The organism is Celeribacter litoreus, assembly GCF_020165855.1.
Taxonomy (GTDB): domain Bacteria; phylum Pseudomonadota; class Alphaproteobacteria; order Rhodobacterales; family Rhodobacteraceae; genus Celeribacter; species Celeribacter litoreus.
Window position 1 is genome coordinate 14,543 of the sequence record NZ_JAIUFY010000011.1, and the last position, 19,359, is coordinate 33,901.

Sequence of the window (19,359 nt, forward strand, 5' to 3'; positions counted from 1 at the left end):
AGGACAAGGTCGAGGATTTCACCAGAGAAAGACATGATATGAGCAAATTTCACTATCCAGAGCCGCCCAAATCCGTGGAGGAAACGGGTCTAAGTATGAGTTTTCTCATTAATCTGGTCGCGAAGGTCATGTATGAAAGGGGGACCCTTACGCCGCTCCTGATCAGTGAGGAGATCAAATTATCCAAGCTGATTTGCCGTCAGTTGATTAAGGAAATGACGCGTCTCTTGATGGTTGAGGCGCAGGGGCTTGAGAGTGAGGATATCAAGTCCGACATTCGCTACAGTCTGACGGATGCAGGTCGGAAAGTGGCGATGGAAGCCATGCTGGCCTCGCAATATGTCGGGCCTGCGCCTGTGACGCTTGATGCGTTCAACGCGCAAATCAAAGAGCAATCCATCCACGCTGAAGAAATCCACCGTGACGCGCTCGTGGAGGCGGCGAAACATCTCGTTTTGCCAAAAGGGATGATGGCTCAACTCGGTCCGGCCGCCAATTCCGGCCGCTCGGTCCTTTTATACGGTGAGCCCGGGAATGGGAAAACCTCCCTCGCGCAAGCCTTGGGAGATGCTTTCTCGGATACGGTCTATTTTCCTTATGCGCTTCTGGTCGGGAACCAGATTATCAAGTTCTTTGATGAGACGCTCCATGAGGTTGTGGAGCAGGATCCTGATATGCGACCGCTTGATGCGCGCTGGGTGCCCTGTCGCCGCCCTGTCGTGATCGCGGGAGGCGAACTAACGCTGTCGATGTTGGATCTCTCTTTCGATGAAAACTCTCGATTTTACGAAGCGCCGATGCACTTTAAGGCCTTGTGCGGTGTGTTCGTGCTGGATGATTTCGGGCGTCAGGTTGCGACACCGCAGGCATTTCTGAACCGCTGGATTGTGCCGCTCGAAAAAGGGTTCGACATTCTGTCCTTACACACGGGGCGCAAGTTCACGGTGCCTTTCGATCAGTTGGTGGTTTTTTCTTCCAACATGTTCCCCGAAGAGCTCGGGGACGGGGCCTCCCTACGGCGCATCTACTTCAAGATTTACGTGCCGTGTCCGACCCGCGAGGATTTTCTCCAAATCTTTGAGGATGCTTGCCACGATCTGGGTTTTGAGTGGAGGCCGAATGTGGTGGGCGACTTCTTCACCAAGGAATATGAAGAGAAACAGCACATCACCTCTGGTGCGCACCCGCGCTTTTTGTTGCAACACATTGATGCGTACTGCCGATACGAGGATGTGCCGCGGGAGATCACGCAGGAAAATCTTGAGATCGCGAGCCGCAATATCACGGCAGGCAAGCGCAAGGTGGCTGCCCAATAAAGCGGTGTGCAATAATGATGCTTATAAATTAAAGGCGAGCGATCAGATGTGATCGGCTCGCCTTTCTGTTCTTTCATGCTCGTGAGGAATTATGCGAATTCCGGACGATCCCGCTTCATTTTACGCACCATCGCATCGAAGAGCAGAGTCGCGAAGGACGCATTGTCTTTCAGGCGCTGAGCGTCTTCCGCGCATTTTTGTTTGATTGCGTCGGGGAGCTGGACGTTTGGGCCGGGGATGGACGCCGCCGCACATTGAATCTCTGCGGCGCGTTGCACGGTCCACAGGAGGAAGAAGGTGAGCGGGATATCGGCCTCGCAGACGGCGATGCCGTGGTTGCGGAGGACGAGCACGTGTTTGTCGCCGAGGGACTTTAGCATGCGCTCACGTTCTTCGTCGTAGATCGTGATGCCTTCGAAGTCATGATAACCGACGCGTCCGTAGAGCTGCGCACCGTTGAAGTTGTTGTGGTCAATGTGACCATCTTTCATCACGATGGCTGAGATCGGAGTCGTGTGAGTGTGCGCCACGCAGCCAACGTCGGGACGGTGCTCGTGAATCACGCCGTGGAGCGCGAAACCTGCCGGGTTCGGTTTGTATTCGCTCTCACGCAAAAGTTTGCCGTCAACGCCCACGACGAGGAGGTTCTCAGGTGTCACTTCGTCGTAGTGCAGGCCGAGCGGGTTCACGAGGTAGGCGTGTTCGTCACCCGGAAGGCGCACGGAGATGTGGTTGAAGATCAGTTCGGTCCAGCCGAGGTAGCTGACGAGATGATAGAAGTCAGCGAGTTGGACGCGGAGTTCCTGTTCGGACATTCCTGCCATTGGATTGGTGTCTGCTTTGACGGCCGTTGGGCTATTCATCTTGTCATCCTTTACATTCAGCGAGTGCGTAGAGCGTTACGCGCCGGATCAGACGTCCATGAGGCGAAGGCATCAGGAGTGCACATTGAGAAGTATAACACGAAACGCTTGCTCCTTTTGGCCGCGGGTCATGTTGTTTTGTGCGTCCCTCTGCCGATCTCTTATGTGCCGGTTCCGAGGTGTTTGAATTTCTATTACGGTAAGTTTCACGCAAATGTTTGACGGGTCAAGGCTTTAGTGCGATAGTTAAACAAAGAAACGCAAATTCTCGACTGTCGGCGCGAAACAGTAATATTACTGCAAATCTTGGGGGCAAACTCACTCTGGGATGACGCAATTTTACGCGCAGATGGTTTGAGCCATTCAACAGGAAGAATGCAAATGGCTGATGATTCACTGATCGAAACCCTGACCCGCCGCATTGAGAATCTGGAGGCCGCGAATGAGGTTCGCAACGTCCAGATGCGCTACATGTTTCTCTGCGACACGCCGCTGCCAGAATACGGCGTCAAAGACGACGCCGAGAGGATCGACTTGATCATGGAGCTTTTCGCAGAAGAAGCTGTCTGGGAAGGCGTTGGCGAGTACTACGACGGTCAGTTCGGACGGGCAGAAGGGAAAGCGGCCGTGCGCGCGCACTTCGAGAGTTTCTGGGGTGGCAAGCAGGACCCGGCGTTGATCCTCAATTGCCATTACGTGACATCGGAACAAATCCATGTTGCTGAGGACGGTCAGACCGCGACTGGTCAATGGGTGCACATGCAGCCGTGGCTCTTCTCCGACGGCAAGGCGCTTCTGCGTTCTTCCCGCTTGTTTAATGCTTTCAAGAAGTGTGAGGACGGGAAATGGCGCTACACGCGGAACCGGACGGAAAATGTCTTCGTCGCGCCGCTGCCCGCGACATGGGCGTCTGACTACCCGTCGAAATCAGTGCTGATGAAGCCGTAATCAGAATCTGGAAGTTCGAAATGGAGAGGGCGCCGAATTCGGCGCCCTCTTTGCGTTTTGCGTAGATACCCTCACCAAAGTGCCAGCTGTGGGAACACAAGAGTCAGCACCAGAATGCCGATCTGCATTGCGACGAACGGCAGGACAGACCGGTAAATCTGCGTGATCTCCACGTCAGGCACTGCGTTCTTGAGATAGAACAGCGCCATGCCGACGGGCGGGGTCAGGAACGATGTCTGCAGACAGATCGCGATTAGAATTGCCACCCACGCCGGATCATGTCCGAGCGCGGTAAGAACCGGAAGCACAAGCGGCGCAACGATCAGAATGATCTCCATCCAGTCGAGGAAGAACCCGAGCAGGAACACGATGAACAAGATGAGAATGAGCGTGCCCGTGGGTGAGAGCGGAACAGCATGGAGCGCGCTGTCGATCAACTCGTCGCCACCGTAACCGCGCAGCACGACTGAGAAGCAACTTGCACCGAAGATCAATGCAAAGAGGAAAGCGGTCGTGATGCCCGTTTCTTCGCACACGTCTGTAAACGTCTTCCACGACAGGCGGCCCGAGCCGAGCGCAATGAGTGTCGCGCCGGCTGCGCCGATGCCCGAGGCTTCGGTCGGGGTCGCGATGCCAAAAACAATTGAGCCGAGCACAGCAATTACGAGGAGGAGCGGGGCCACAAGAGACCCGAGAAGATCACGAGTGATTTCACCGAGGCTCCGCCCTTCTTCCAATGGCTTTGCGGGCGCCCGATCTGGATGGATGATCGCGTAGACGACCGAGTAGACGACGTAAGCAACAGCTAGGAGCAGGCCGGGAACCATCGCGCCGCGGAAGAGGTCGCCGACAGGGATTTGGAGCTGATCGCCCATCACGATGAGCATGATCGACGGCGGGATCAGGATGCCGAGACAGCCCGTCGCGCCAATGACGCCGAGACCGAGACGATCATCATATCCCGCACTGCGCATCGCGGGCATGGCGATGGTCGCCAAGAGAACAACGGATGCGCCGATGATGCCGGTGGACGCGGCGAGAACGACGCCAATCAGGACGACAGAAACCGCCATCCCGCCGGGCACGACACGAAGAACGCCGTGCATACGGGTGAGCAAGCGCTCTGCGACGCCAGACTTATCAAGCATCAACCCCATGAAGACGAACATCGAGATCGGAATGAGCGAGTAGCTTGAAAGCGTGTCGAAAATCCGGTTTGCGACGAACCCGATCATCCGTAGGGACGCCATATCCGCATCGACAGAGAAGTAGTCGAGCATCGTGCCGAGCGCAGCAAAGGCGACAGCAACGCCGCCAAGGACGAACGCGATCGGGAAGCCAGAGAACATCACCACCAGAAAGGTGGAGAAGAGCAAAAATACAAAAAGGACGTCCATCTCTTATGACTCCTTGATCGTCTTTGGGCCAAAGAGGAAGAGGGCGGATTTCAGCAGGACGGCGATGCCTTGGAGGAACAAGAGACTCAGTCCGGCGGCCATCACAAACTTGATGAGGTAGCGGGCGGGAAGGCCGGAGGGCATGGGGGAGCCTTCCTTGAGTTTCCAGCTGTAGCCGAAAATCGTCCACGCGGAGTCGGCGACGAACCAGACGAACGGGAAGAGCAGGAAGATCACGCCGAAGAGTTCGACGATGGCCTTTTGTGTTTCGGACATCTTTGCGTGGAACGCATCGACGCGGACGTGCGCGTTTTTTTGATAGGCCCATGCGAGGCAGGACATGACAGCAACGGCATTGAGGTGCCATTGCAGTTCCTCAAGCTGGATCGACCCGCGTCCGAGGACATAGCGGGAGAAGACGTTGACGAGGATGGTGAGCATCAGAAGCGGCAAAAACAGGGAGCCGACTTTGCCGATCCCCGCGATGAAACGCTCGATAAGTGTGATGATTGGCTGCATGTTTTCACCGAGTAGTGGCGCGCCGAGGCCGTGGCTCCGGCGCGCGATGGTGAGGAGCGCTTAGCGACGTTCTGCCCAAGCGGCGGTTTTCTCGCGGTAGGCGATCAGAGAGTCCCAAACGCGTTTGAAGGTCTCGTCTTCTGCGGTTTGTTCAGCAATCACTTCGTCGAAGGCTGCTTTGAGCGGCACGAGCACTTCTTCCGGGAAGGAACGGATTTCGACGCCAGCGGCTTCGAACTCGGCAATCGCGTCGCTGTTGGCGGTCAGGGTCGACATGATGGAGGTGAGGTTCACCGCTTTACAGGTTTCCTCGATCAGCGTCTGCTGGCTCTCTTCAAGGCTCTCCCATTTCGCCATGTTGATGATGAGTTCATTCATCGCTGCCGGCTGGTGCCAGCCCGGTAGGTAGTAATATTTGCCAACATCCTGAAGGCCTAGGGTGATGTCGATGGCTGGCATGGAGAGCTCGGTGCCGTCGATGATGCCTTTTTCAAGGCCCGGATAGATCTCGCCGCCCGGCAGGAGGACGATGGAGGCGCCGACTTTCGCCATGGCTTCACCAGCGAGGCCAGCAAAACGGACTTTCTTGCCGTCGAGGTCTTCAACGGTGTTGATTTCGAAGTTGTACCAACCGCCAGCTTCGGAATCCATCAGGCCACACGGAATGGTTTTGACGCCTTGCTCAGCGTAGATCTCGGACCAGATTTCAGCGCCGCCACCTTCGTAGAGCCAGCCGGTGTGCGTGATCGCATCCGGACCGAACGGAATGCCGCCGAAGAGTTGAACGGCAGGAAAACGGCCAGCCACGTAAAGCGGAGAAGTGATGCCTGCGTCGAGCGTGCCTTGCTGGACGGCGTCGAAGATTTGCAGAGACGGGACGAGTTTGCCTGCGCCGTAGACGGTGACATCGAGCTCGCCATCGGACGCGGCGGTGAGTTTTTCACCAAGGTAGGCCGCGTTCGCGCCGGAGGCGGGCATTGTGAGGGGCCATGCGCTCTGAATGTCGAGCTTTTCTTTTGCGATGGCCGGGGCGGCCGTGGTGGCGGCGATTGCCACCGCGACAAGGGACTTTTTAAGTGCAGTCATTTGGGGGTCTCCTGTTGGTCTGCATTTATAGTTGATCAGTTTCCGTTGCCGCCTACAGGTCACACGAATGGGTCTGGCGCCCGTGTGAAGGGGCATCAGCTATCCGTCATTCGGGACAGATCGGAACGCGGCGCGGTTATTTTTATGGGTGCGTAATTGCGTTAACTTTACCGTTATTGGCCTTAGTGAACACCAAAAACAAAAACGTAATCAAGTAAAAATAAGATGAAAAATCATCTAATGAGGCTTTTTTGTGCAGAAGGCTTTTCTCTATCTTTTGGTTGGGCCTTCCTTAGGCAGAACGAAGTCACGAAAGCCCCAAAAGGCGCTTGAAACGCGTGCTAGCCCCGCGCGTAGACGGTCATATTGGCGAGTCTCTCGATGGCTGCGGGCACATCGGAAACGGGCAGCCGCGCGGCGGTTTCGACATCTGCGATCAGCCGGGCAAGCAGGGGCATGTCGCCGCCATCGCGTCGCGCCAGTTCGAGCGGAGCACGGCAAATGGCATCGAGTTCGAGCGCTCGCCCCGCGAGAGCGTCTTGCAACATCGATGTCGGGAAGTCACCGGCTTCAATGAAGAGATCGACGAGCCACTCGTTCGAGGGCAGGTCATACCCGTTGTCTTTCGCCCAGCTTCTGAACTCATCGGCCAGTTCAGTCGCGATCTCGCGCAGCATCTCGGTTTGTCCGACCGCTTCAAGGGTCGCACCGGTGAGCGCCGTCAGAGGGTTGGTGGTGAGATTGGCAAGAAGTTTGACGAGCACCTTTTGACGGATGTCGTCGCTCAGATCTGTCCGAACGCCGCCTGCCTCTAACGTGGCGACGAGGCGTTCGATCTTCTCTGCATGTGCGCCCGTTGCCACGGTGCCGATGCTGAGCGTCGGTGTGTTCGACGAAATCGCCTGACCGCTTTCGTCCATACGCACCGTCATGAGAAGCACAGCCCCGAGGATCTGTGATGGGCGCAGAAGTTTTGCCAAATCCCCCTTCGGGTCGAGATAGGGGATTTGGCCCATCTCGTTTTCAGTCGCAAAAAACCAAAAAGGCATTCCGTTGACCATCGGGATGATGAGAGTCTCCGGACCAATCGCTTCTGCATTGCTGAGGAGGGCTGTCGGCAGACTCTGGCTCTTCACACAGACGAAGACCGCATCCATTGTTTCCGGAAGAACTTCGGATGCAAACGGATGTACCTCAATGACGTCGCCGCGATCATTGAGGCGAATGCCGTCGTCCGACACCGCGCGAAGGCGTTCGTTACGTGCTGTGAGGAAAACCTCGGCGCCTGACCGCGACAGCAGTGCTGCCATCGCGGTGCCGATATTTCCTGCGCCAATGACGCCGATTTTGAGCGATGTGCCGGTCATGTCTTTTCCTCAGGTCAGCAGAAGTACGAGTGACGGAACCATGGTGAGCAGGCCAACGCGCACAACATCCATCACAACGAACGGGCCGAGGCCTTTGAAGATCGTGCCGAGCCGCACATCAGGGACCACCGAGCGCAGAACGAAGGCGTTCATGCCGACCGGCGGCGTGATGTAGGAAATCTCTGTGACCATCACGACGAAGATGCCGAACCAGATCAGGTCGACGCCCATGGAAGCCGCGATCGGGTAGAACACCGGAACCGTGAGCATGATCATCGACAGGCTTTCCAACACACAGCCAAGAACGAGATAGATGCAGAGCACCACGAGGATAAAGCTGATGCGGCTATCCCCGAACATGGTCAGGAAGCTTTGGATGTCGCGGGTCATGCCGGACATGTTGACGTAGTTCGTGAACGTCAGTGCGCCGAAGAGGATGAAGAACATCATGGCCGTGGTTTTCATCGTATCGTAGAGCACGATCAACATCGAGTTCAGCGAGAACTTGCCCTGCAGAACGACGAGCAGGAGTGCACCACCTGCGCCCATGCCCGCGCTTTCCGTCGGGGTGAAGACGCCGAGGTAGATGCCACCCATCACGAAAGCGAACAGGGCGAGTGCGCCAGCCGTCCCTTTGAGTGCACGGATACGGTCCATGAGCGGGAGTTTCTCTTCGACGGGCAGGTCGATGTTTTGGAACTTAAGAGAGATTTTGACGGCAATCATGTAGCCAATTATGCCGATAATGCCGGGAATGATCCCCGCGAGGAAGAGCTTGCCGATGTCCTGCTGGGTCATGATGCCGTAGAACACGAGGATTACGGACGGCGGGATCAGAATGCCGAGCGTGCCGCCTGCTGCAATCGACGCGGTCGAAAGCTGGTCAGGGTAGCCGAAGCGGCGCATGGAGGGCAGGGCGATCCGTGTCATCGTTGCGGCGGTCGCCATCGAAGAGCCGGACACAGACGAGAACGCGCCACAGGCAATGACCGTCGCGGTCGCGAGGCCACCTTTGCGGTGACGGAGCCACGCGTAGGCAGATGTGTAAAGGTCCTGCGCGATGCCGGATTGCACCACGAAATTTCCCATCATGAGGAAGAGCGGCAGAACGGACAGGGAATAGTCTCGGCCGTTGTCAAAGAACGCCGACCCCATCAGGGACAAAGCCGGATTCCAGCCGATGATGGAGGCAACGCCGACGAGACCGACGCCGGCAAGTGCGAAAGAGATCGGCACACCCAAGAGCAACAGGACGCTCAGGATGGCCATACCAACGGGCCAATGTTCCATGGGAAATCCTTTCCTCAGGCCATGAGGCGTAGATAAAGGCGCTTCATCGGGAGAAACGCAGTGATGATGGCGCCAATCGCCGCGCATATCGCGCAGAAATAGCCGAGCGGAGCAATCGGGATGGCGAGGTTCGTCGTGGAGCCGCCGTAGCTACCGATCTGTGCTGCATAGACCCAGAGCCGCCAGCTAACGAGCGCAAGTACCACGCCGCTGAACAGACCGCTGAGCGCGATGCGCCACGGCTGAATGAAGGCGGGAAGGCGATCAGTCACGAGATCGACCGTCACATGTTCTTCGCGTAGAGATACCGCGCCGAGGCCGAGAAAGATCGTCGCGGCCAACAGAAGCTCCGTCAATTCCGCGGCCCCCTTGATCGGGGAGTTGAAGACGTAGCGACCGATGACGTCGAACACAGTCAGAGCCATCATGACGGTGAGCATGATGCCCCCGACCGCCGCGAGCGCGACGCCCACGGGGCCGAGCAACTGGCTCGGAGGCAGCTGCTTGCGCGCTGCCTCCTGTTGCTTTTCATCCATCAGCACAGGCTGCTTCATTTACCCGCGCTTTCGGCTGCGACTTCAGCAATGAACATCTCGTAGGCTGCTTGGCCGTCGACACCGGACTCGCTAACTTGCGCGATTTTCTCGTCGATGACCGGCTGAAGGCTCTCTTTCCAAGCTGCGAGTTGTTCATCGGTTGCAGGCGTCACTTCGATTTCGCCGTCCATCGCTGCGAGGCCGGCTGCATCCACTGTGTCCCACATCTGACCAGCCATACGGGCGAGGTGTTCGCCGGTGACGCTGTCGATGGCTGCTTGAATCTCAGGGGAGAAGCTGTCGTATTTCGCCTGGTTCATGACGATGTAGAAGGAGGTGTTGTAGAGGCCGCCCGGAACGGAAACGCCTACGTCAAGCTGCGGGATCAGCTTAAAGAAGTTGACGGATTCATACGGGAACAGGATGCCGTCAGCGACGCCTTGGGACAGAAGCTCGTAGGCTTTGGAAGACGGACCTTCGACCGGTACAGCGCCGAGTGTGGATGCAACTTCGTGCACGATGCCACCGCCGACGCGGAGCTTCTGACCTTTGAGCAGGTCAACGGAGGTTGCGTCGCCTTCTTTGAGGAAGATTTCGCCCGGACCGTGGGTGAAGACCGCGAGCACTTTCACGCCGTCGTATTCGCCTGCGTCTTTGAGCATCGCATCCCACGTGCGCCAGTAGGCGACAGAGGTTGCTTCTGCGCTGTCACCGATGAACGGGATTTCGGCGATGTTGGTGGTTTTGAAGCGACCAGCGTTATAACCCTGCACGCCAAAGGTGATGTCGGCAACACCGTTCACCGCAAAGTCGAAGTGCGCAGCCGGCGGCCCGAGCGGTGCGGGCAGGATGTTGGCGACAACTTCTCCACCGGTGGCTTCGGTGATTTGCTCGGTCATCGGAACGATGACATCGGACACGAGCGGGTGCGATGGCGGCAGCCAGTTGGCGACGGTGATCGTCGTTTCTGCATGAGCCACACCAGCAAAGAGTGCGATGGACGCCGCCATAGAGGCGATCTTTTTGGTTTTCACGTTCATTTTCATATTCCCCGTTGGGTCAGGTTGATGGTATTGGACTGTTGAAAGTTCTGTTGTTGTGAAGGAGGTTATTTTCATGTTTTTGATTTTCCTTCATTTTTTGAGTATCCCCCAAGCTGCAGGGATGCGGAGAGGAGAGAGGAATGACTCAAAATCCTACGGATGACACGAAAGAAAACCCGAGCCATTTCCGTGAAACGTGGCCCTACTTTTGGATCAATAGGGCCAATTCGTTCTATACGCGTGCGCTGGAAAAGCGGTTGAAACCCATGGGCGTCGATGCGCCGCGCTGGCGGGTTCTGATCACGCTTTACCAACAGGATTACATGTCGGTGTCCGAGATTGCGGAATTTTCCACCGTCAAACTCAACACCGCGACAAAGATCGTCCAGCGCATGATCGCCGAAGGCCTGGTCAAAACCCGCGTCCGTCCGACCGATGGTCGGGTGACGGAGGTGTGTCTGACCGAACAGGGCGATGCCTTGCGTGCGAAGGCGCTCGTAGAGGTGAGCCGCATTCGTGACGAAAGCTTCTACAACATTTCGCCCGCCGAGCTTGAGACACTCAACGGCATCCTGCGAAAGGTCAGCGCCGATCTTGCAAAGATGATTTGAGTGTCCCAACACGATCATCATGCACGCTCCGTGACGAGGTGGTGATAGTCGCGGCTGAACCAAACGAGGCCGTGCCGTGCTTCCGATGCGAGGCGCACGGCCTCGACCTGACAGAAGAAGACAGAGTGGGTGCCTTCTTCCTGACGGCCGGTGATCCGGCAATCAAAGGCGACGTTTGCATCGGTCAGGAGGGGAGAGCCGGTCTTTTCCGTCACCCATTTCCCGTAAGAAAACCGGTCGACGCCTTCGACGTAGCGGGCGAATTTGCTGGAGAGTTCCTGATGCTCTGCCGCAAGCACGTTGACCGCGAGCACGCCGTTCTCGATGAATTTGTCGTGCACAAAGGCGTTCTTGTTGATGCAAACCAAGAGCGTCGGTGGATGGTCTGTGACGGAACACACCGCAGACGCAACGAGACCGTGTCTGCCAGCAGGGCCGTCAGAGGTGATCAGGTTGACCGCCGCACCGAGGCGGCTCATGCCTTCGCGGAAATCGAGTTGGGTCTGCGAGAGCTCTGGCATCACTCAAATCTCCAATACGAGTTTCGGACCCTTGGCCCGCGAACAGCAAGCGCAAATGACGTCGCCGTCTTCACGTTCCTCTTCGGTGAGGAACTGATCACGGTGATCAATCTCGCCTTCGAGAACGTCGGTGAGACAGGTGCCGCAAACGCCTTCTTCGCATTTCACTTCGATTTTGATGCCCTCACGGGCGAGTGCCTTTGCGATGGTATCATCGGGGCCGACCGTAATGGTCACGCCGCTCTCGGAGCATTCTACCTCAAAACTGTCACCGGACAGTTCGACATCGGCAGAGAAATATTCGCGGTGTACATTGGCTGTTGCGTGACCTGCGCCCTCGGCACTGTCGATCACCCAGTCCATGAAGCCTTGCGGGCCGCAGACATAGAGATGCGTCGAAGCGGACGGGGCGGGCAGGTCGCGTTTCAGGTCGAGCTTTTGCCCGGCATCCTGATCGTCAAAGTGGAAGAAGACTTTGTCTGCAAACCCGCAACCCTTCAGGTCATCGAGAAACGCGGTCACGTCCTCGGAACGGGTGCAATAGTGCAGTGTGAAATCTTTGCCGATGGCGTGCAGGCGTTTGGCCATGGCGATCATCGGCGTGATGCCGATGCCACCGCCGAGCAGGACAGTCGTTTCTGCCGTCTCGTCGAGCGGAAAGTGATTGCGCGGGCCTTCGATGGTAAAGACAGCGCCCTCAACGGCGGTTTCATGAACCTTCACAGAGCCACCGCGGCTGTTCGGGTCTTTCAGGACGCCGATCTCGTAGTAACCGGTTTCCGCAGGATCCGAGCAGAGCGAATACTGACGCCACATGTCGAGATCAGGCAGGTAAATGTCGAGGTGTGCGCCAGCCTCATAGGCGATGATGTCACCGCCATCTTGAGGGGCAAAGCGAATGCGGGAGATATCTCCACGGTCGTCGATGCGGGCGATGACCTTGAGCTTTTGTGCGATTTCTTTGGTCATTGTCTTTACCTTACGTAGAGCCCGCCGTTGACGTCCCAGCATGCGCCGGTGACGAAGGCGGCCTCGGGGCTTGCCAGCATCACCACCATATTGGCGACGAAGTCGGGATCGCCGAGCTGGCCAACCGGAATATTCTTGAGAAAGCCTTCAATCTTGTCGCCGACAATGTCGCGAACCATCGGGCTATCCATCGGGCCGGGGGAAATGGCGTTGCAGGTGATCCCGTATGCTGCCAGATCACGCGCGAAGACCTTGGTCAAGGTCAGGATCGCGCCTTTCGACGCGGCATAATGCGCACCCGTCGCAGTGCCTCCATTTTGACCAGCCAGAGACGCCATGTTCACGATGCGACCATAGCCGCGCTCTTTGAAATGACGGGCAAAAATCTGACAGCCTGCAAAAGTACCGCCAGCGTTCGTCGCCATGATTTCGTTGAACACCGCAGGGTCAATGTCCATGACGGGTTGCGCCATGGTGCGGGCCGCGTTGTTCACCAGCACCTCGACCGATCCGTACCGGTCGATGCATTTGTCGAGAACTTCTTGGAAGTTTTCCGGTTTAGAAATGTCCAATGTAGCCGTGATCGCCGTTTCGCCAGCCAGATCGAGTTCGGAGGCCAGGGCCTTGGCCTCCTCTCCCGGATTCAGGTCGGCAATGATGACGCGGTAGCCTGCCTTGTGCAGAGCGCGAACGATCGAGGCACCGACGCCGCGCGCGCCACCGGTCACCACGGCCGTCTGGATTTTTTCAGGGAGAGGAGCAGTCATTAGAACAAATAGCTGAAGGAGTTCAGCATCCCGTCAGAGTTGAGAAGGCGGACGATCTTTTGCTCGATCTTGAAGCCGTCTTCGGTTTTTACGAGCGTGTAGTAGGCGTTGCCGGCCCACACGCGCTGGCGTCCGAATTTGTCCTCGATGAGGTGTTCGGCGCAGGACGCCTTGACGATATCACCCTCGACAGAGTCGATACGAATGCGGGACAGGGTCCGAACCGTCTGCGCGGGCGGCGCAGACGAGATGGAGAAGCCGCGCTCGAAACGTCCGATGCGGTCGCGGCGCATCTTTGCGTTGTCGTAGCAGAGGTTCACCTGGTTCTTGTAATCCTCGCCGTCGCCGATCGGCATGATGTAGAGGCCGGTCTCGGTCCACAGGTCTAGCCAGTCGCTGTATTCCTTGGCGTCGAGCATGGCGCCCTCGGTCCAGATGAATTCAGTGACTTCGGACAGAACGCTGGTCGTGCTGATTTTGCTCATCTCGGTCATTTGCCCATCATCCCTTTCCACATTTTGTAAGCGGCGCGCATGCCGGTCTCGGCGGAGATGTGGCCACGCGGACCGAACTCACCCTGCTCTTCATCGACCATGCCGCGGTTGACGAGGATCGGGAGCGTTTCGCCACCTTTGGTTCCGCGCTGAACGCGTTCCCAAACTTCTGCGTCATCCGGAGAGCCGAAGCCCATCGGCCCCTGGAAGTGCTCGTGCAGGCGGATACGTGCCTGGTTCGCAGCATCCGGACCACCGTCCATGCCGATGGCGATGTGACGGATGTCGGTCTGCTCTACGTTCATCGGGGTCAGAACGCGGAAGAAGGCGAGAGAGAAGGACACGTTCGGGAAGAGGTTCAGGTTGAAACCAGCGCCGCTCACCGCGCGGACGATCTTTTTGACCTGATCTTCCGGATAGCCTTCGTCGCGCAGTTCTTGAGCCAGCTCTTCGAAACGTTCCGGGATCGGCGCGTCGAGGTTTTCGTCGAGGTCAACAAGTTCCGGGATCATGGTCATCACGGAGTGGCCGTTGCCGAGGTCTTCGACATAGCCGACGCCTTTGTCGAGGAAGTCGAAGAGTTCACCGGTCTCGCCATCGAGCGTCTGCATGAAGCTCTTGTGCACGATCGGGAAGTGGTATGCATCGGTCGTGTTTTCGAGCTGCACTTTCCAGTTCATCGGCACGGAGAACTGGTGCTCGCCGAGCACTTTGACCGGGAAGCCGCCGCCCTGTTTCATGAACAGGTCGATGTATTTGCGAACGCCTTCGCCGAGGAAGTCTTCGAGCGGCTCCATGTCTTCTTTGAAGGTCGCGAACACCATGCCGTTGTAAGACTCGGTGCGGAGCTTCAGGAGGCCGTGCTGCGACTTGTCGAAGTCGTCGCCGTATTGTTCAGGGTAGGGCAGTGCGCGGAGCGATCCGTCGAGGCCGTAGCCCCAGCCGTGATACGGGCACTGGAAGGAAGAGGTCTTGCCCTTCTTCACTTCGCAAACAGTCGCGGCACGGTGGCGGCAGCGGTTGACCATGCAGTGGATCTTGCCCTTGCGGTCGCGGACAACGATCACCGGCTCAAGGCCCACCTGAGACAGTTTGAAAGAGCCTTTGTCGGGGAATTCGCTTTCGTGCGCGACCCAGACCCAGGTGTTTTTGAAGATCTTTTCCATCTCTTCGTCGAAGAGGGCAGGATCTTCATACATTTCGGTGGCAACCAGCGCGTTCTCTTCGTCGTAGAGCGCGTCGAGATCGCTGAATTTCGGCATATCCAAAGACATGTCAGCTCCTATTTTTAAAGTTGCGGGATCTCGAGCGCGCGTCCCATACGCGCCTCGACGGTCATGTATTTCCAAAGGCGGTCATTGCCTTCACCGACGACGATGGTACGGAGCAGGTTGCAGGCTGCCTGCACGTCTTCGCGGGTCGGGAAATCGGCCATGATGTACCAAGTGTAGGGGAAGCCGACGGATGCGCCGACGAAGGTTTGGTCATCGTCAAACGTGCCGACGATTTCGACGCCGTCCATCTGGTCGATCTTGGCCATCAGTTCCTGCGTCGCTTTCCAGACCGGACCGATCTGGTCGAACGGGAGGCTGAAAAAGGCCGCGTGGTTGTTGAAGCATAGCAGTGTGCGGATCGGTTGTTGTTCACTCATGTGTCTGGTCCTCTGTCGGGGAATTCTTGAATTTTGTGGGTGCGATTATGGGTAGCCGGGCATGGTCGGTTGATCGAAGAACCCTGCACCTGCGGCGGTCCATGTGCCTTCGCCCATGAAGGCGTGCTGTGCGACGCAGGCTGCGTCGATCATGCAGCGGCCAAGCGTATGGCCGGTTTCCATGACGCCGGAGCCGCCGATAACAAAGGCGATGCGCGCTGCTTCTGCGCCGTCACGCGCGGCTTTGGTGGCCACGAGGCGGAGGCGGATTTTCATGTCTGGCGACACTTCACCTTTGGTCTTCAGTTCGTCCCATGCGGCTTCAATCGTGTCGTAAAAGGCTGCGCGGGCGCCCATCAGAAGTCCCTGTGCTTTGGCGAATTCAGCCTGCACATAGGGGCGTGCGCCAGGGTTCGGAGCGCCGGTGATGGAGGCGCGCTGGCGTGCGTCGTTTACAAGGAAGTCGAGAGCTTCGCGTGCGGCTCCGAGGGCGACAACTGCAAGCACCTGTGCGGCAAGTGCCATGGCAGGGAAGCGGAAGATGAGGTCGTCCATTTCCGGTTTGCCGCCGCGGATGAAGGTCCACTCGGGGGCGACGACCACATCTTCGACAACCGCGTCGTGAGAGCCGGTCGCGGAGAGGCCGATGGTGTCCCATGTTTCGTCGACGGTGACTTTATCGCGGGGCATGATGGCGACGCGCGGAAGGGGGGTGTCGTCGCCTTCAACTTTGATGCCGGCGCCCACAAGAGAAGCCCCCATGATGCCGGAGCACCACGGCCAGCGACCTTTGACTTTGAAGCCACCGTCGACCTTCTCCGCTTTCTGCGGTGGGAACATCGCACCAGCGAAGACAGTGTTCGGATCTTTGCCGTAAATAGCCGCGTAGGTTTCTGGCGGAAGGGCGGCGAGGTAGGTGGCAGACACGCCGAAGGAGGCGACCCAGCCAGTGGAGGCGTCGGCGGCGGCAATGTCTTCGATGAGGCGGCAGAAGTCAGCAGGGCTCAGTTCGTCGCCACCGAAACGCGCAGGCACAAACGCGCGGTAAGCGCCGATGTCCTGAAGCTTTTTTACCATATCCATCGGCACATGGCGCAGGGCCGTGAACTCTGCGCGGCGGGCGCGGATTTCGTCGAGCACCGTGCAGTAGTTTGTTTCGTCGGCCTGATCAAAGGCCAGTTTTGAAATGTAGGTCATTGGGTGTGGTCCTTTGACTGAAACAAGGGGATGCAGGACGAAATCCAGCTCGCGATCGCGCAAAGCTTTTCGTCCTCGCCTTTCCGTCCGATGATCTGCAACCCGATGGGCAGACCGGCATTCGAACGTGTCGGCAGAGTGATGGCGGGATGCCCGGACAGGTTGAACGGGCGTTGATAGCGCGTGAGGGACAAGACGTTCTGCGGGTCTTTGGCGTCCTCAAGGGTCGGCGGAACTGTCGGTAGAGAAGGGGTGACGAGTGCGTCATAGCCTTCGAGCAGGGCGTCAACCTCAGCGGTGAAGCGCTCTCTAATGGCCTCGGCCTCTGCCAGTTGTACGTCGGTGATCTTTTGCGCGGCTGCGAGCCGTTTTGCGATGTCCGGACCGAACGGCGCGCCCTGATCGAGCATGTCGCCAAAGGCTTTCGCCATCTCGTAGGACATGACGACCATGCCTGCGTCGAACGCGGCATCAAAAGACGGCAACGTCTCATAGGGCATATCCGGATAGGCATCCATCAGCGCGAACACCAAAGGATCACCGACCTCGAGATCGACACCCTCCGATTTGATGCGACGCAGACGTGGCGCGTGGACAAGGCTCTCGCGTTTGAAGGTCGGATCAATCGCCTCCATCGCAGTGTTCAACATGTTCATGTCACGGGCAAAGGCGCCCACGCAGTCGAGAGAGCTCTCGCTCGGGATGAGGCCTTCGCGGCTGATCCGGCCAAACGTCGGTTTGATGCCGATAATGCCGCAGCATGTCGCGGGCTGGCGGATTGAGCCGCCGGTGTCTGTGCCAACCGCGAAGTCGCAGAGGCCTGATGCAACGGCAACCGCCGAGCCGGAAGAAGAGCCGCCGGGAATGCGGTCGGGCCAGTTCGGATTGATCGGCGTGCCGGTAAAGCCGTTCACGCCCGTCATGCCAAAGGCGAGCTCATGCATGTTGGCTTTGCCGATGATCCGGCAGCCCGTAGCGAGAAGATTGTCGACGACGACCGCGTTTTTTTCAGCGGGCGCAGTGCTGGCGAAGGCTTCCGACCCGCAGCCGGTGACAAAGCCTGCAATGTCGATGCAGTCCTTGATCGCGACGGTTGGTCCGGTCTCTCCAATAGAGAGCGACGCAACCAGCGTCGTATCGCTGGGTGTGTGAGCGTTCATCGTTTTAGTCCTGTTGGAACTGTGCAGTTGTGTTTTTCTATTTACAGTAAAATTCACGTAATAAATCGCCACGTCAAGAAAAATATAAATCAACAATATCGAATTAATTCTGGAGGGCGGAATGTCGCAATTGCGGTAAGATTATCGCATTAAATCAGCGCAGCCGTCGAAAAATCGTGCTCAATAATTGCGCGATCCGTGTTTTGAGGCTTGCAGTAAACCGTGTTTTATTGAGCCCTCCAGGCGTACTCTGACCGTTGCTTCAGGCCTTTTTCGCGTTGTTTCGACTCATCAGTGGAACGTCTGGCTCGCGCGCCGATTCCCCCTGCTGGGGGGGATTTCTCTGCTTTGTCCCCTCGGTGTCGGGGGAGGAGACGCTCCTTAGCACATCGGGCGGCAGAGAGAGTGTCGCCTGCGAAGCAAACTCGAGTGTAAGCACGAAAAAATGTTAGCGCTCCCTTTCTCTCGGGGAAGGTTTCGCGCTATGCATATCGCGGTGGGCGTTCGAGGGAGTGGAGCGCTTGTGAAGGCGCTGGCTCTCTGCGGACAGCTCAGCGCAGGGAGGAACATTCAATGGCTGTTGCGCTCGTACTCGAGAAAAAGGGGCAATTGTCGCTGCGGGAGTTTCCGCTGCAACAGGAGCTCTCCCCAACGGATGTCCGGATCGCTGTGAAAACCGTCGGCGTCTGCGGCTCCGACGTGCATTACTATACGCACGGAAAGATCGGCCCCTTTGTTGTGGTGGAGCCCATGATCCTCGGACATGAGGCCTCGGGTGTGGTGGTTGAAGTTGGCGCCGAGGTTACAAACCTGAAAGCCGGTGACCGGGTCTGCATGGAGCCGGGCATCCCGAACGCGACGTCGCGGGCCTCGAAGCTTGGCATCTATAACGTCGATCCCGCCGTGCGGTTCTGGGCCACGCCCCCGATCCACGGCTGTCTGACGCCGGAGGTCATTCATCCGGCTGCCTTCAGCTATAAGCTGCCCGACAATGTGTCTTTTGCCGAAGGCGCAATGGTGGAGCCCTTCGCGATCGGGATGCAAAGCGCATTGCGTGCACGCATTCAGCCGGGCGACATTGCAGTCGTGACTGGCGCTGGGCCGATCGGGATGATGACAGCCCTTGCCGCGCTTGCCGGTGGCTGCGCGAAAGTGCTCGTTGCGGATCTAGCGCAACCTAAGCTCGACATCATCGGAGCGTACGATGGGATCGAGACGGTCAACATCCGCGAGAAATCCACAGCGGATGCGATTAGCGAGATGACGGATGGCTGGGGCGCGGATGTTGTGTTCGAATGTTCCGGCGCGGCCCCTGCGATCTTGGGGCTTCCGGCACTTGCGCGTCCGGGAGGGGCGGTTGTCCTCGTGGGGATGCCTGTCGATCCGGTGCCAGTGGATATCGTTGGGCTTCAGGCCAAAGAACTGCGCGTTGAAACCGTGTTCCGCTACGCCAATATCTACGACCGCGCGATTGCGCTCATCGGGGCCGGTAAAGTCGATCTGAACCCCCTGATCTCAGCGACCATTCCGTTCGCGGACAGTGTCAGTGCGTTCGACCGTGCCGTCGAGGCGCGTGAGACGGACGTGAAAATCCAGATTGATTTGTCAGGGTTCTGAATGCCGG

20 protein-coding genes are annotated in these 19,359 nt (G+C 57.7%); 4 read left to right on the forward strand and 16 right to left on the reverse strand.

Translation table 11 applies throughout. The features are described from left to right. The first annotated feature begins 38 nt into the window (after positions 1-38). Positions 39-1,316: a hypothetical protein gene (locus LA304_RS10545; protein WP_224503116.1), complete on the forward strand. Its 1,278-nt coding sequence runs from the start codon at positions 39-41 to the stop codon at positions 1,314-1,316. An 89-nt stretch (positions 1,317-1,405) separates the two neighbouring features. On the opposite strand, the gene LA304_RS10550 is transcribed toward LA304_RS10545, so the two are convergent. Continuing rightward, positions 1,406-2,179 (reverse strand): class II aldolase/adducin family protein, encoded by a 774-nt coding sequence (locus LA304_RS10550; RefSeq protein WP_224503117.1) that lies wholly within the window; start codon positions 2,177-2,179, stop codon positions 1,406-1,408. 381 nt (positions 2,180-2,560) lie between these two features. Here LA304_RS10550 and LA304_RS10555 point away from each other — a divergent pair, with 381 nt between their 5' ends. Next, the gene (locus LA304_RS10555) at positions 2,561-3,127 is read left to right on the forward strand and encodes a nuclear transport factor 2 family protein (protein WP_224503118.1); all 567 of its coding nucleotides are present in this window, start codon (positions 2,561-2,563) and stop codon (positions 3,125-3,127) included. A 71-nt stretch (positions 3,128-3,198) separates the two neighbouring features. Here the strand turns inward: LA304_RS10555 and LA304_RS10560 are convergent, their stop codons facing one another. From LA304_RS10560 to LA304_RS10590, 7 genes are all read right to left on the reverse strand, one after another. Further along, on the reverse strand, positions 3,199-4,524 hold the full coding sequence (locus tag LA304_RS10560; protein ID WP_224503119.1) for a TRAP transporter large permease: 1,326 nt from the start codon (positions 4,522-4,524) through the stop codon (positions 3,199-3,201). Positions 4,525-4,527: 3 nt separating this feature from the next. Beyond that, on the reverse strand, positions 4,528-5,043 hold the full coding sequence (locus LA304_RS10565; RefSeq protein ID WP_224503120.1) for a TRAP transporter small permease subunit: 516 nt from the start codon (positions 5,041-5,043) through the stop codon (positions 4,528-4,530). Between the two features lie 60 nt (positions 5,044-5,103). Further along, the gene (locus tag LA304_RS10570; protein WP_224503121.1) at positions 5,104-6,129 is read right to left on the reverse strand and encodes a TRAP transporter substrate-binding protein; all 1,026 of its coding nucleotides are present in this window, start codon (positions 6,127-6,129) and stop codon (positions 5,104-5,106) included. 341 nt (positions 6,130-6,470) lie between these two features. Then, complete coding sequence (locus tag LA304_RS10575) at positions 6,471-7,496, reverse strand: ketopantoate reductase family protein (RefSeq protein WP_224503122.1); 1,026 nt, start codon at positions 7,494-7,496, stop codon at positions 6,471-6,473. Between the two features lie 9 nt (positions 7,497-7,505). Continuing rightward, positions 7,506-8,786, reverse strand: a complete 1,281-nt coding sequence (locus LA304_RS10580) for a TRAP transporter large permease (protein WP_224503123.1) — start codon at positions 8,784-8,786, stop codon at positions 7,506-7,508. A 14-nt stretch (positions 8,787-8,800) separates the two neighbouring features. Continuing rightward, complete coding sequence (locus tag LA304_RS10585; RefSeq protein WP_224503124.1) at positions 8,801-9,340, reverse strand: TRAP transporter small permease; 540 nt, start codon at positions 9,338-9,340, stop codon at positions 8,801-8,803. Beyond that, positions 9,337-10,362, reverse strand: coding sequence for a TRAP transporter substrate-binding protein (locus tag LA304_RS10590; protein ID WP_224503125.1), 1,026 nt, complete (start codon positions 10,360-10,362; stop codon positions 9,337-9,339). Before LA304_RS10590 ends, LA304_RS10585 begins: the two co-directional genes overlap by 4 nt. Before the next feature lie 143 nt (positions 10,363-10,505). On the opposite strand from LA304_RS10590, the gene LA304_RS10595 reads away from it, so the two are divergent. Beyond that, the gene (locus LA304_RS10595) at positions 10,506-10,976 is read left to right on the forward strand and encodes a MarR family winged helix-turn-helix transcriptional regulator (protein WP_224503126.1); all 471 of its coding nucleotides are present in this window, start codon (positions 10,506-10,508) and stop codon (positions 10,974-10,976) included. A 17-nt stretch (positions 10,977-10,993) separates the two neighbouring features. Here the strand turns inward: LA304_RS10595 and LA304_RS10600 are convergent, their stop codons facing one another. The 8 genes from LA304_RS10600 to LA304_RS10635 are packed head-to-tail and all read right to left on the reverse strand — an operon-like array spanning position 10,994 to position 17,735. Beyond that, positions 10,994-11,497 (reverse strand): flavin reductase, encoded by a 504-nt coding sequence (locus LA304_RS10600; RefSeq protein WP_224503127.1) that lies wholly within the window; start codon positions 11,495-11,497, stop codon positions 10,994-10,996. Positions 11,498-11,500: 3 nt separating this feature from the next. Beyond that, positions 11,501-12,466 (reverse strand): PDR/VanB family oxidoreductase, encoded by a 966-nt coding sequence (locus tag LA304_RS10605; RefSeq protein ID WP_224503128.1) that lies wholly within the window; start codon positions 12,464-12,466, stop codon positions 11,501-11,503. 5 nt (positions 12,467-12,471) lie between these two features. After that, positions 12,472-13,233 carry an SDR family NAD(P)-dependent oxidoreductase gene (locus LA304_RS10610; protein ID WP_224503129.1) on the reverse strand — a complete coding sequence of 254 codons (762 nt, stop codon included), beginning with the start codon at positions 13,231-13,233 and terminating at the stop codon, positions 12,472-12,474. Further along, on the reverse strand, positions 13,233-13,727 hold the full coding sequence (locus LA304_RS10615) for an aromatic-ring-hydroxylating dioxygenase subunit beta (RefSeq protein WP_224503130.1): 495 nt from the start codon (positions 13,725-13,727) through the stop codon (positions 13,233-13,235). The genes LA304_RS10610 and LA304_RS10615 overlap by 1 nt, the downstream gene beginning before the upstream one ends. Next, on the reverse strand, positions 13,724-15,001 hold the full coding sequence (locus LA304_RS10620; protein ID WP_224503131.1) for an aromatic ring-hydroxylating oxygenase subunit alpha: 1,278 nt from the start codon (positions 14,999-15,001) through the stop codon (positions 13,724-13,726). The genes LA304_RS10615 and LA304_RS10620 overlap by 4 nt, the downstream gene beginning before the upstream one ends. A 14-nt stretch (positions 15,002-15,015) precedes the next feature. Beyond that, entirely contained in the window at positions 15,016-15,378 is a 363-nt protein-coding gene (locus LA304_RS10625; protein ID WP_224503132.1) for a hypothetical protein, read from the reverse strand. Positions 15,379-15,423: 45 nt separating this feature from the next. Next, complete coding sequence (locus tag LA304_RS10630; RefSeq protein WP_224503133.1) at positions 15,424-16,575, reverse strand: acyl-CoA dehydrogenase family protein; 1,152 nt, start codon at positions 16,573-16,575, stop codon at positions 15,424-15,426. Further along, on the reverse strand, positions 16,572-17,735 hold the full coding sequence (locus LA304_RS10635; RefSeq protein WP_224503134.1) for an amidase: 1,164 nt from the start codon (positions 17,733-17,735) through the stop codon (positions 16,572-16,574). Before LA304_RS10635 ends, LA304_RS10630 begins: the two co-directional genes overlap by 4 nt. Positions 17,736-18,308: 573 nt before the next feature. Between LA304_RS10635 and LA304_RS10640 the strand changes: the two genes are divergently transcribed. Then, complete coding sequence (locus tag LA304_RS10640; RefSeq protein ID WP_224503135.1) at positions 18,309-19,352, forward strand: NAD(P)-dependent alcohol dehydrogenase; 1,044 nt, start codon at positions 18,309-18,311, stop codon at positions 19,350-19,352. The last annotated feature ends 7 nt before the right edge of the window (positions 19,353-19,359 follow it).